The following is a 12,499-nucleotide window of genomic DNA, read 5'->3' as shown; positions in this document are numbered from 1 at the left end:
TTAAAAAGTCTCTTAAAAATTTATTTTATATTTTCTTTTTTTGTTTTTCCATCTCCACAGCAATCTGGAACATCATCTCCATACTGTTTTTTATTGGCCGAAGCCAGTTTATCAACAAATTTATCCCACCAGCTTTTCTTCTTATTGTCTTGAGTCATTTTATAGCCTCCTGATTAAATTTTCTACTAATTATTTAATTTCTATCAATTACTCTTTTAATTTTAGGTTGAAAAGAAACTGATTGCTTAAAATAAGAATCAAATAGCTTATTTATCCAGTAGGACAATATTAAAAAGATAAACGAGCCTGCAATGCCAGCTAATTCTAAAGCTTCAATACCTACTAAAGATGCCACCCAAACTCCGAAAAAATATCCCCCTATCATTAAAAAAATTGGGATTACATAAACAACAATAGTAGCAAATAAAATATTTCCTTTTTCCATTTCTACTAACACCTGATCTCCTGTTTTAACTCCAATCTCATCTTCAACTTCCATAACAATTTCTTCCTGATCATGGCTGTCTCCGGCGAGACTGCAGCTTTTATCACATTTACTGCAGGCAGAATGTCTGATTATTTTCACTTCTGCTTTCTTCTTTTTTCTTTTAACTACAGTAGCTAATTCTTCCATTGGAGTTTACCTCCTATTTTTAAAAAAATATACCCCTACAATGTATATTCAGATTAAAAAATTTTAAATTTATACAGTCTTAATATATTCATAGCCGGCTTCTTCAACAGCAGCCTTTAATTTAGCATCTGCTACCTCTTTTTCCATTTCTACTACAGCCTGCCCCTGATCAGCGTCAGCTTCTGCAGAAATAATATCGTCAATTTTTTCTAATTCTTTTTTAGTGTGCATTTCACAATGTTCACAGGACATACCTTCTATAATAATAGTTTTTTTCATTTTTCAACATCTCCTTTATACATTATACATGTAGGGGGTATAAATTATAATAACATTACTTAGTATTTCTGTCAAGATTAGATTATTTTTTAAGCTCAATTTCTTTAACAATATCAGACATCAGATCATTAACTTCAACCAGCTCCAGCCCGGCTTTTTTTATATTTTCTATTGTTTTACGATTAATATTAGCACCCCAGGTATAGAGGCTAACCCAGTTAAACCAGTCCATCATTTTACCAACAAATTCATTCTGGCTGCGCATGTGCTCCAACATTATTATCCTGCCGTCTTCTTTGAGCACTCTTTTCAGTTCTTTTAAACCTTTAACCGGATCAGGAACTGAGCAGAATACACAGCTGGTAACAATCAAATCAAAATAATTATCTTCAAAATCAAGATTTTGAATATTCATTTCTAACAAATTTACCTCTTTATTATATTTTTTTGCCTTTTTCTCAGCCTCTTTAAGCATTTTAGGGCTGAAATCTATAGCATCAATTTCAAGGCCATCCGGGTAGTATTCAATATTTTTACCGCTTCCAACCCCAGCTTCCAGAAGTCTCATTCCGCTTTTATCAATTTTAGCTTCGACTCTCTGCCAGAGATTCTCACGCCAGTCTCCCATTTTCCCTTTTTCCATGATCAGTTCTAAAGAATCATAGACTGGAGCAATACGATCATAACGCTTTTTGATTTTATTATTTTTACTCATAGCAAAAACTCCTTAATTTTTAACTATATACCCCTATAAGGTATCTTTAAGCATAGTATAACACTCAAGTTTAATCATGTCAAGAAAAAAAAGATGCATATCTCTTTAATGAGAAAGCACCTTAATACTAACTAATATAATAACAACTTAGTTCTTATTTTAATCATTTTTTATTAAAATCTTTTTCTGTCCCTGGAGCGAGATAATCTCTTCTTTCTGCAGTTCTGACAATTTGCGGCTCAATGTTTCCTGGGTAGTTCCGATTAAATTTGCCAGTCCATCCCGACTCAGCGGTAAATTAATTAAAATACCGTTATCTTTTTTTATTCCATTTTCTTTAGCCAGTTCCAACAATAAACGCATAGTTTTTTCTTTTGCATCCTCCAGGGCTAGAGACTGCAGCTTATTTTCTGTTTTATTTAAACGGCTGGTTATTGCCGATAGGAGTTTATAGGAAAGTTCTGGTGATGATTTAATTAATTTTTCCAGTTCATTTTTAGGAAGCAAACAGATTGTGCATTCTCCCACTGCTTCTGCACTACTACTCAATTCTTCGTCTTTAAATAATACTAATTCTCCAAAAAAATCTCCTTCTTTTAATAACCTAAGTATATATTGATTTCCTTCTTCATTACTTCTATATAATTTAACCAGACCTGATTCAATAATATAGATATTCTTTCCTATTTCTCCTTCTAGATAGATTAATTCTCCATTTTTAAAATTTTTCTGTTTGACCAAATTATTTAATTCAGAAATTTTTTCATGATCTAGATCAGAAAAAATTGGGACTTTTTTAACACATGCCTCATGATTGCAAGAATCCATAATATCACCCTTAATTATAAATTTGGACATTTGCTTTCTCTATTTATTATAACTATTATCTAATTAAATTTAAACAAGAAAACAAATGCCCTTTATTATCTATTTAGTCTTTTCTACTTTATATCCTGTTTTTGCAACAGCTTTTTTTAAACCTGATATTTCTATTTTTTCTGGATCATACTCTACATTAGCTTTACTAGTTGTATAGTGAACATCAGCTTTTTTGACTCCTTCTGTTTTATTTAGAACCTGTTCTATCTTATTTGCACAGTCCGGACAACTCAACTCTTCTAAATAAAGTTTAATTTTTTCCATTTTTACTACCTCCAAATTTTATTATTAAAATTCTTTCTTAAATATTTTCTTTTCCTAAAAAATTATTAAGTTTAAGCTGTATCATATCTCAATAAACGCATAGCATTAAAAATCACGATCAATACACTCAACTCGTGAACCAGCATTCCAGAAGCTAGAAATACTTTTTGTCCTAAAACTCCAGCAAGTAAAGCAAAGACAACCAAAACAGCAAAGATAACATTTTGTTTGATATTTCGGTTTGAAGCTTTACTTAATCCAATTGTATAGGGAAGCTTATTTAAGTTATCTGCCATCAGAGTTATATCAGCTGTATCAATGGCAGCATCTGTACCGGCTGCTCCCATTGCAATCCCAATATCTGCTGTTACTAAAGAAGGTGTATCATTTATTCCATCTCCTACCATTGCTACTTTATAGCCTTCTTTTTGATATTCTTCTACTGCCTTCACTTTATCTTCTGGCAATAATTCGGCTTTGTAACCATCAAGATTTAACTCTTCAGCAACTGATTCTGCTATTCTCTCATTGTCGCCAGTTAACATCACTACCTTTTTGATGCCAACATTTTTCAATTTTTCTACAATATTATAGGCATTTTCTCTCGGCTTATCAGCAATGGAAACTAAAGCTATAATCTTATCATTTTCTGCCATTACTACAACTGTTTTACCCTGTTCTTCTAGTTTGTTTTTTTCTTCCTTAATATTTTTGGGAATTTCAAAATTTTGCTCTTTAAACAATCTGCTATTTCCAATCGTAATTTTTTTACTATCAATTTGGGCAGTTATTCCTTTTCCAGTATGAGTTTCAAATTTTACTGGATAATTAATATCTATTTCCAGAGTCTTTTCTGCTCTCTTTTTGATGGCACGGGCCAGATGATGTTCAGAATTAAACTCAGCAATCGCGGCCAGTCTTAAAACTTCTGCTTCATTTTTATTATAAGTTAAAATCTGATCAACTTCTGCTTCTCCTTTACTTAAGGTTCCAGTTTTATCAAAGGCAAGCATATCAATTTCTCCTGATTTTTCTAAGTATTCACCCCCTTTGATTAGAATTCCATTTTTGGCTCCATTACCAATTCCTGCTACAATAGATATCGGAGTCGAAATAACTAGTGCTCCCGGACAGCCAATAACCAGCAGAGTTAGAGAAAGTTTAACACTTCCGCTGATAAAGTAAGAAATAATTGAAAGCAAAATAATTCCTGGTGTATAATATTTGGAAAAGCGCTCCATCAACTTTTGAGTTGGAGCTTTCTCCTCCTGAGCTTCTTCGACAAGTTCAATTATTTTACCAAAAGTAGTATCATCTCCAACTTTTTCAGTTTCAATTTCCAGATAACCATTTTTATTTATAGTTCCACTGAAAACTTCATCTCCTTTTTGCTTTCGGACCGGTTTTGATTCACCGGTAATAGCTGCCTGATTGACTTCGCTTTCTCCTTTAATTACAGTACCATCAATCGGGATTTTTTCTCCCGGTCTGACAATTACTTTTTCTTCTATTTCTACCTCTTCGGCAGCTATTTCTTTTTCTTCTCCCTCTCTGATCACTGTTGCCAGATTTGGAGCTAAATCCATTAAATCTCTAATCGCATCTCTAGCCTTAGCGGTGGTTCTACTCTCTAAATAGGAACCGAAAGCAAAGAGAAAAGTAACAGCTGCAGCCTCCCAGTATTCTCCAATGATAACTGCTCCTACTGCAGCTATTGTTACCAATAAATTTATACTTATCACTTTCATTTTTAAAGTATTATAGGCACTAATTGCCACCTGATAACCAGCAACTACTGCCGCCGCAACCATTGCTGTATTAAAAATTAGAGGATCAAAATTTAATAAATTACTTAACCAGCCGACTACAATTAAAATTCCGGATATAATAACTATTTTTAATTTCTTTTTCATCTCAACCAACCTCCCTGATTACTTTGTACCACCAGTATAACTATTTTTTCGGAAGGCAGCTATGATATAAATCATTTTTTGCAAAAAAAAAGACCTCAGCCAGCTTAAAATTTCAAAGTGACTGAGGTTATAATCTATTAATATTCATTTTTATATTATTAGTATTTTTTTGAGGACAATTAATTTTCCTTTAGACTTAATTAAACTTTAACATCTTAGCATTAATTGCTACAATTACTGTACTCATTGACATCAGAACTGCACCTACTGCAGGAGAAATCATAATTCCAAAACCAGCAAGAACTCCTGCTGCCAGTGGAATTGCAAAGGCGTTATAGCCTGTAGCCCAGAATAAATTCTGCAGCATCTTCTTAAAAGTTAAACTACCAAATTCAATCAGCTTTAAGACATCAAGTGGATCACTTTCAACCAGAATAATATCTGCAGTCTCTGCAGCTACATCTGTACCAGAACCGATAGCAATTCCGATATCTGCTTTTGCCAGAGCCGGTGCATCATTAACTCCATCACCGGTCATTGCTACAAAGTCACCTTCAGCCTGAAGCTCTTCTACCTTTTCCTGCTTCTGATCGGGCAGTACTTCGGCAAAAAAGTCAGTTAAACCAAGCTCATTACTTACATATTCTGCAGTCTTTTGATTATCTCCGGTCAGCATCTTAACTTTAATTCCTCTATCTTTAAGTTTCTGCACGACCTCATAGGAACTGGCTCTAATTTGGTCGGCCAATCTAATCATACCAATTAAATTACCGGCTTCTAAAATAAATACTTCAGTAAATGGTCCTTCTTTTAAGGCTTCTTCTGGCACTTCAATCTCATTTTCCTTTAAATATCCAGGAGAAACAGCTTTCATATCAGTTCCCTCAATTTGTCCAATAACACCTTTACCTTTAATAATTTCGAAATCATCAACTTTTAGTAATTCAACTTGATCAGTGTCAGCCTTTTTTACTATTCCATTTGCGATTGGATGTTCTGATTCCTGCTCTAAAGAAGCAGCTTTCTGTAAAATCTCTTCCTCATTATAGTCATCAGAAAAACTTTCTACAGCTTCAACTCCAAATTCTCCTTCAGTTAGAGTACCTGTTTTATCAAATAAAACTGTATCTATTTTGCGGGCATTCTCAAAAGCAGTCCGGTTGCGGATCAGCAGACCATTTTTAGCAGATAGCGTAGTAGAAACGGCTACAACCAGTGGAATAGCAAGACCTAAAGCATGTGGGCAGGTAATAACCATTACTGTAGCCATTCGCTCAATTGCAAATGCTATATCTCCTGTGATATAGAACCAGCTGCCAAAGGTTAATGTACCGGCTGTAATGGCAATAATAGTCAGCCATAAGGCCGCCCGATCGGCAAAGTTTTGAGTTTTTGATTTTGCTGCCTGAGATTCTTTTACCATCTCAATAACCTGAGATAAATAGCTTTCGTCTCCAGCTTTTTCTATTCTAATTTTAATTGAACTATCTCCGTTAACTGAACCACCAATTACTTCCTCTTCTTCTACTCGTTCAACTGGTTCTGATTCTCCGGTTAACATTGATTCATCTATATAGGAACTACCTTCATAAATTACACCATCAGCCGGAATTTTTTCTCCCGGTTTAACTAAAACCTGATCTCCTTTTTTTAACTCTTTTATTTTAATTTCTTTAACTTCTCCATCAATTATTTTATGAGCTTCATCCGGCATTAATTTTGCCAGTTCTTCTAAAGCCTGAGAAGCTCCCATCACAGATCTCATTTCAATCCAGTGGCCTAAGAGCATAATTACAATTAAAGTTGCCAGCTCCCAGAAGAAAAATCTGCCTTCCAGGCCAAAAACAACTGCAGAACTGTAAAAATAAGCGACAGAAATTGCCAGGGCAATTAAAGTCATCATTCCCGGCTGTTTATCACTTAATTCATCTTTTAAACCTGATAAGAAGGGCCAGCCACCATAAAAGAAAATTAATGTAGAAAGTAGAAATAACAGATATTTACTGCCTACAAATTCAAAACTGTAACCAAAAAAGCTCTGAATCATAGGAGAAAGCACTAAAATTGGAACTGTGATTAATAACGATATTTTAAAACGTTTTTTAAAATCTTCTAGCATTTTTTGATGGTCCATTTTAATACCTCCTGTCTAATTCTTTAAAGTATTAGTTATTATATCTAAATTTATATACTTTTTTAGTAAGATAAAAAATTAAGGGAATTAAAATAATAAGAAACAAAACCGGAACTAAACCAATAGATGTTCCATATACTAAAGGCATTGCTTCATTATAACCCCATCTACCAGTATGCAGGGCATGGGCTTCAAAATAAAAAGCAATTAAAGTAGAATAAAGAAGATGAATCACTATATCTTTACGTTCCCATTTATTTAAAAACCAGTCACTTCTTTTATTTACAAAAGCAAGCAGCAAAAATAATCCCAGCGCTATAAACATATCACCTGTAAAAGCTGAAAACATCAACATCTGATGCTCAAGTCCCTCTCCTCTCATAGTATAAAATATTCCACAAATTGAATATTCCCCAACAGCAAAAATTATTAAAGCAAGCAATATAAAAATCGAAATTAGTCTAAATGTTTTTTTCATAATTATCCCTCTTTTAATTAACAATAATTTTATTTTTAATATACCCCTATGATGTATTTAAATATAGTATAACACTCTGAATTAAGATAGTCAAAAACCCCTCCAGTTTGGAAGGGTCTAAATTTAATCTAACTAAATAATTCAACTGTTTTTTTTGAAATTCTTTCCCCAAAAATCTCGGCTCTTTCTTTTTGATTTTTATTACCTGCCTGAATACAGACAGCTCCAAAATGAGTATACGGTTTTCCTTCTGAAGCTCCAGCTGAATAAACTATCATTCCTTTAACAAGCAGATGACTGATCAAGGTAAGTAAAGCTGAGTCAGCGCCTCCGCCAATAAAATTTTCGGTTGCAAATACAGCGCCTAACTTATCTTTATAATTAATTTTTTTGTTTCTATCTAAAAATGATTTCATCTGCCAGCTGATATCTCCAGTATAGGTTGGGCTACCCAAAATAATAGCCTGAGAAGAATTAACAAATTCAATATCAACCTCTTCAATTGACATCACTTTTGTTTTAACCTCTTTAACTTTAAGACAGCCCTTTTCAATAATTTCAGCTACGCTTTCTGTATTGCCGCTTTCACTATGATATAATATAGATATGTTCATCTAATAAATCCCCTCCTGATAAATTTAATATTTATGTTTTTGATTTTTATAAATTTTAATCTAAGAAATATTTGCAGCTGCTTTTTTGGCAGCAACATTATTACTTTTAACAGCTTTTTCTGACTTACGCATTCTAGCTGCATAAAAGTTAATAAAACCAGCTGTTATTATTACTGATCCTCCCAAGATACTTAATGAATCAAGCATTTCATTGAAAAATATTAAACCAATCAAAGCTGAAAAAACTATATTTGTATAAGCATAAATAGAAACTTCTCCTGCCTCGCTAAAACGATAGGCCTGAGTAACAAGCAGTTGAGCAATAACTGCAAAAATTCCAAGCGCAAAAAGAGCAACTGCTTCTTTTAAATTTGGAATAACAAAGTTACCCCAAAAAAGAAAAGGTACTGTTGATAATGTTGAAAAAGTACAGAAAAACAAAACAATAGTTTCAGATGAGTCACTTTTTCTTAAATGTCTTAAAAGAGTATAAGATATACCTGATAATATCCCGGCACTTAATGCAATTAAAGCAGGAATCATTTCAGAACTAAAACTTGGTTTGATTACAAGAATCGCTCCTACAACAGCAAATCCTAGGGAAAAAATCTGTGGTTTTTTTATCTTCTCATTTAAAAATATTGAAGCAAAAATCATAACAAAGAATGGAGAAGTTTTATTTAAAATAACAGCATCAGCCATTTTCATCTGTGAAATCGCATAAAAATAACTTACAATTCCTAAAACGCCTATAAAACTTCTTAATAAAACAATATTTAAGTTATTCGCCCTAATATTTTTATCATTTTTGTTAATCATAAAGAGAGCAAAAAATATACCAACAAGATTTCTGAAAAATATTTTTTCAGCCAGTGGAATATCACCTAAAAACTTAACTGCACCTACCATTAAAGCAAAAAATACTGAAGATAGAACCATATACATTATACCCTTCTCATCATCATCCACTTTTAACACCTCTTTAATTTAATTTGTGACTTTAAAAATTTAACTGTCAATAATTATACAAGTACTTATTGATTATGTAAAGGGGTTTTTGTTGATTATTTTAAGTTTAATAATTGGCAATCTTTTAAGTGAAATTTAATACTTAAATAAATCCTTTTTAAAGCTTTATTAGAGACTAATATTAAACTTAACTTATCTTCTCATTCTAAGTTTAAAATACTCTGTTTATATGCTGTAATGGGAGATATACTTCCAATATAAAATAAAGTTATCCAACATAAGATATTATTATTTTAGTATTGTTAATAAATAGTATATAATTGGTATAGAAACTTGTGAATAATATTATAAATAACTTTTGTTTGAATTTAGTATAATTTTTTTTGGTTTTTTGCTTGGTTTTTTGTTTAGTTTTGCGAATTTTAGAACAAAGTTATTTGATATTCAAAAAATATAAGGAGGGAACTTTTTAATGAAAAAATTTGAAAAAGTTTTAGGATTCACAGCTATTATTATAATCTTAGCAGCAGCCAAATTTTGGCTAAAAACAGATCTTTTATTTTTTAGATTGTTAGCCGGATCAGGACTGGGTTATGCTCTAGCCAGAGCTTACACTGGATTTGCCGGTAGTGTCAATAGAGCTTATAGAACTGGTTCAACTAAATTAATGAGAGCTATGCTATTTATGTTCTTTATCACAGCCGTTTTAATGACTGCTTTTTTATTTGGTAAAGATCCAGCAAGCTACAACCTTTGGATTAAACCAATTAACATTGGCTTAATGTTGGGAGGTTTCTTATTTGGCTTTGGAATGTCTATTTCAGTTTGTTGTGCTAGTGGTGTTTTGACTGATTTACCTCAGGCTCTACCACGTGCATTTACAACTTTAATTTTCTTTATGATAGGAGTATTTGTAGGTTTTCCCGTTCAATATACTGCTAGCTGGGTTCAAGAATCATGGATCAGCAGTTATATTGGTTATAGAACAATGGGCGGTGTTTTTCTGCCAGACTTATTTCAGGGAGATGGTTTTGAAGGCTATTTAGGAGCCTTAACTGTTTTTGGTGCAATCTGTTTACTATTTACCTTTTTATCCTATTATTACGAAAAGCGTAAAAAATTGAATGGTGAATACAGCGGCTTGGAAATAGAAAAAATTCAGGAAAACTTAGAACCTATGGATTTGAAAAATTTCAAATTGTTTAGTTCTGATACTTATTACCACCTTGTTGAAAAACCATGGACCTTAAAACAGGGAGCTATTGCGTTAGCGGTAATTGTTACAGTAATGATGGGAGTAACAGGATATGGTTGGGGAGTATCTCAGGCCTACGGTATCTGGTTTGGTAAAATATTAATGTTATTTGGTATTTCTGCCGAAGCTATTGCAGAATTCACTCAATTATCAGCCCAAAACTTTATAACACCTTTCTTTGAACATCAAACTTCTGTCCAGAACTTTGGTATCTTAGTTGGTGCAGTTATTTATCTATTAACTGCAGGCAAATTTGTGGAATTCTTTAATAGTGAACTGCATATTAACAAAAAACAAGTGCTAATGTATTCTCTTGGAGGATTAACAATGGGCTTTGGTACTCGTGTAGCTCAGGGTTGTAATGTTGGTGCATTATTCACTCCAATTTCTAACTTTTCTTTATCAGGCTGGGTTTTCTTGATCTTTATGATAATTGGTGGAGTTATTAGTAATAAATTTAGTGAAAAAGTATTTTAAAATTAATAAGTAACATGCTGGCTGAGCTAACAAGTAAATAGTAGCTAAGTCAGTGATTAATAATACAAAATTTACAGGAGGAATAAAATATGAGTAAAAAGATCTTAGTTGTTGGGGGAGTAGCTGGTGGTGCAGGTACAGCTGCTAGAGCAAGAAGATTAGACGAAGATGCAGAAATTATAATGTTTGAACGCGGACCACATGTTTCATTCTCAAATTGTGCTTTACCATATCATTTAAGTGGGGTTGTTAGAGACTGTGATGATTTAGTTTTAATGTGCCCTTCTAAATTTGCTGAACAGTATAATATTGATGCTCGGGTTAATAATGAAGTTTTAAGCATCAATAGAGAAGAAAAAACTGTAGAAGTTAAAAATTTAGAAAAAGGAGAAACATATACTGAAGACTATGATAAATTAGTACTCTCTCCTGGTGCTAATCCAATTAGACCAGGAAGTATTAAGGGTGTAAACAATGATAATGTCTTTACTATCCGTAATGTAGTTGATATTGATAAGTTAAATCAGTATGTAAAAGAAAACAATGTAGAAAACGTAGCAGTAATCGGTGCTGGATATATTGGAGTTGAAATTGCTGAAAACTTTATTCACTCTGATAAAAATGTAGCTTTAGTAGAAGCTATGGATCAGGTAATGCAGCCTTTTGATTTTGATATGGCTCAAATTATTCAAAAAGAACTTTATGATAATGGAGTTGATGTTGTTGTATCAGATCCATTAACTGAGGTTAATGATGACCACGTAGTTTTAAAATCTGGTAAAAAGATTGATGCAGAGGCAGTTGTTTTAGCTATCGGTGTTAGTCCAGAAACAGAGCTGGCTGAAGATGCAGGACTTAAAATCGGAGAAACAGGTGGAATTGAAGTAAATCATAATTATGTAACGAGTGATCCTGATATTTATGCTGTAGGAGATGTAATCGAAGTTTATTCTAAAATTGCTCGTTCCAAAACAAGATTGCCACTTGCTGGACCTGCTCAAAGACAGGCCAGAGCTGCAGCTAACCATATCTATAATATTCCTACAAAAAATAATGGAGTAATTGGTACTTCAGTAATTAGAGCTTTTGATTATAATGCAGCAGCAACTGGTTTAAATGAAAAGCAGCTAAAAGATGCTGGTATTTCTTATGACTTTGTCTATATTATTCCAACAGATAAAGTTGGTTTAATGCCAGATGCTAATCCTTTACACTTTAAATTGATTTACGAAGTACCAACAGGTAAAATTTTAGGTGCTCAGGCTGTAGGTAAAGGTAATGTAGATAAAAGAATTGATGTGATGGCAACAGCAATTTTAATGGATGCTACAGTAGAAGAATTGACAGAATCAGAGCTTGCTTATGCTCCTCTATTTTCTACTCCAAGAAATGCTGTTAATCAATCTACTTTAGTTGCCACAAACTTAATTAATAACCGCTATAATCAGGTTCCAGTAACTAAGGTTAGAGAATTAGTTGAAAATGATGCTTTTATTGTAGATGTTCGTGAAGAAGATGAATATCAAGCTGGACACTTAATTAATTCAGTTAATATTCCTTTAAGTGAACTAAGAGAAAGAACAGATGAAATACCTAAAGATAGACCAGTATACTTACACTGTCGTTCAGGTCAGAGAAGTTACAATGCAGTTTTAGCACTGCAGGGTCGAGGCTATGATAATGTGATTAATGTCTCTGGTTCATTCTTAGGTATCTGCTTCTACGAATATTTCTTAGATCAGACAACTGATCGTAAAAAAATTGTAACAGAATATAATTTTAACTAAAGTTTTGTTACCGAATATTAAAAAATTATTAAATTAACTCTTACTAACTAAAAAAATATAAAATCAAAAGATACCAGAATCTGAAAATCACTTCAGATACC

The 12,499-nt window shown here is 32.7% G+C and carries 13 protein-coding genes; 2 read left to right on the top strand and 11 right to left on the bottom strand.

What is annotated here, in order from left to right; translation table 11 throughout:
- Nucleotides 1–20: 20 nt before the first annotated feature.
- The 11 genes from HSACCH_RS13995 to HSACCH_RS02045 all read right to left on the bottom strand — a co-directional run bounded on the left by HSACCH_RS13995 (nt 21) and on the right by HSACCH_RS02045 (nt 8,879).
- Nucleotides 21–158: an LDCC motif putative metal-binding protein gene (locus HSACCH_RS13995; RefSeq protein WP_005487469.1), complete on the bottom strand. Its 138-nt coding sequence runs from the start codon at nt 156–158 to the stop codon at nt 21–23.
- A gap of 35 nt (nt 159–193) precedes the next feature.
- The gene (locus tag HSACCH_RS02090) at nt 194–634 is read right to left on the bottom strand and encodes a SoxR reducing system RseC family protein (protein WP_005487468.1); all 441 of its coding nucleotides are present in this window, start codon (nt 632–634) and stop codon (nt 194–196) included.
- A gap of 69 nt (nt 635–703) precedes the next feature.
- Nucleotides 704–913: a heavy-metal-associated domain-containing protein gene (locus HSACCH_RS02085; RefSeq protein WP_005487467.1), complete on the bottom strand. Its 210-nt coding sequence runs from the start codon at nt 911–913 to the stop codon at nt 704–706.
- Between the two features lie 82 nt (nt 914–995).
- On the bottom strand, nt 996–1,628 hold the full coding sequence (locus tag HSACCH_RS02080; RefSeq protein ID WP_005487466.1) for a class I SAM-dependent methyltransferase: 633 nt from the start codon (nt 1,626–1,628) through the stop codon (nt 996–998).
- Nucleotides 1,629–1,787: 159 nt separating this feature from the next.
- A complete protein-coding gene (locus HSACCH_RS02075; protein ID WP_005487465.1) occupies nt 1,788–2,456 on the bottom strand; it encodes a Crp/Fnr family transcriptional regulator in 669 nt (222 codons plus the stop codon).
- 99 nt (nt 2,457–2,555) lie between these two features.
- On the bottom strand, nt 2,556–2,771 hold the full coding sequence (locus HSACCH_RS02070) for a cation transporter (RefSeq protein WP_005487464.1): 216 nt from the start codon (nt 2,769–2,771) through the stop codon (nt 2,556–2,558).
- Between the two features lie 71 nt (nt 2,772–2,842).
- The gene (locus HSACCH_RS02065; protein WP_005487463.1) at nt 2,843–4,684 is read right to left on the bottom strand and encodes a heavy metal translocating P-type ATPase; all 1,842 of its coding nucleotides are present in this window, start codon (nt 4,682–4,684) and stop codon (nt 2,843–2,845) included.
- 196 nt (nt 4,685–4,880) lie between these two features.
- A complete protein-coding gene (locus HSACCH_RS02060) occupies nt 4,881–6,818 on the bottom strand; it encodes a copper-translocating P-type ATPase (RefSeq protein WP_005487462.1) in 1,938 nt (645 codons plus the stop codon).
- A gap of 31 nt (nt 6,819–6,849) precedes the next feature.
- The gene (locus HSACCH_RS02055; RefSeq protein ID WP_005487460.1) at nt 6,850–7,296 is read right to left on the bottom strand and encodes a hypothetical protein; all 447 of its coding nucleotides are present in this window, start codon (nt 7,294–7,296) and stop codon (nt 6,850–6,852) included.
- Nucleotides 7,297–7,424: 128 nt separating this feature from the next.
- Nucleotides 7,425–7,910, bottom strand: coding sequence for a flavodoxin family protein (locus HSACCH_RS02050; protein ID WP_005487458.1), 486 nt, complete (start codon nt 7,908–7,910; stop codon nt 7,425–7,427).
- Nucleotides 7,911–7,970: 60 nt separating this feature from the next.
- A complete protein-coding gene (locus tag HSACCH_RS02045) occupies nt 7,971–8,879 on the bottom strand; it encodes a DMT family transporter (RefSeq protein ID WP_005487456.1) in 909 nt (302 codons plus the stop codon).
- 472 nt (nt 8,880–9,351) lie between these two features.
- Here HSACCH_RS02045 and HSACCH_RS02040 point away from each other — a divergent pair, with 472 nt between their 5' ends.
- Entirely contained in the window at nt 9,352–10,611 is a 1,260-nt protein-coding gene (locus HSACCH_RS02040; RefSeq protein ID WP_005487454.1) for a YeeE/YedE family protein, read from the top strand.
- A gap of 89 nt (nt 10,612–10,700) precedes the next feature.
- A complete protein-coding gene (locus tag HSACCH_RS02035) occupies nt 10,701–12,398 on the top strand; it encodes an FAD-dependent oxidoreductase (protein ID WP_005487452.1) in 1,698 nt (565 codons plus the stop codon).
- Nucleotides 12,399–12,499 lie beyond the last annotated feature (101 nt).

It is taken from the genome of Halanaerobium saccharolyticum subsp. saccharolyticum DSM 6643 (genome assembly GCF_000350165.1).
Lineage (GTDB): Bacteria > Bacillota > Halanaerobiia > Halanaerobiales > Halanaerobiaceae > Halanaerobium > Halanaerobium saccharolyticum.
The sequence above is the reverse complement of the archived record's forward strand: the minus strand, read 5'-3'. Positions and strand labels throughout refer to the sequence as shown.

Coding starts and splice junctions, on each gene's coding strand:
- HSACCH_RS02055 (WP_005487460.1), bottom strand. CDS start 7,296: ATGAAAAAAACATTTAGACTAATTTCGATTTTTATATTGCTTGCTTTA.
- HSACCH_RS02090 (WP_005487468.1), bottom strand. CDS start 634: ATGGAAGAATTAGCTACTGTAGTTAAAAGAAAAAAGAAGAAAGCAGAA.
- HSACCH_RS13995 (WP_005487469.1), bottom strand. CDS start 158: ATGACTCAAGACAATAAGAAGAAAAGCTGGTGGGATAAATTTGTTGAT.
- HSACCH_RS02050 (WP_005487458.1), bottom strand. CDS start 7,910: ATGAACATATCTATATTATATCATAGTGAAAGCGGCAATACAGAAAGC.
- HSACCH_RS02075 (WP_005487465.1), bottom strand. CDS start 2,456: ATGGATTCTTGCAATCATGAGGCATGTGTTAAAAAAGTCCCAATTTTT.
- HSACCH_RS02040 (WP_005487454.1), top strand. CDS start 9,352: ATGAAAAAATTTGAAAAAGTTTTAGGATTCACAGCTATTATTATAATC.
- HSACCH_RS02035 (WP_005487452.1), top strand. CDS start 10,701: ATGAGTAAAAAGATCTTAGTTGTTGGGGGAGTAGCTGGTGGTGCAGGT.
- HSACCH_RS02060 (WP_005487462.1), bottom strand. CDS start 6,818: ATGGACCATCAAAAAATGCTAGAAGATTTTAAAAAACGTTTTAAAATA.
- HSACCH_RS02085 (WP_005487467.1), bottom strand. CDS start 913: ATGAAAAAAACTATTATTATAGAAGGTATGTCCTGTGAACATTGTGAA.
- HSACCH_RS02065 (WP_005487463.1), bottom strand. CDS start 4,684: ATGAAAAAGAAATTAAAAATAGTTATTATATCCGGAATTTTAATTGTA.
- HSACCH_RS02070 (WP_005487464.1), bottom strand. CDS start 2,771: ATGGAAAAAATTAAACTTTATTTAGAAGAGTTGAGTTGTCCGGACTGT.
- HSACCH_RS02080 (WP_005487466.1), bottom strand. CDS start 1,628: ATGAGTAAAAATAATAAAATCAAAAAGCGTTATGATCGTATTGCTCCA.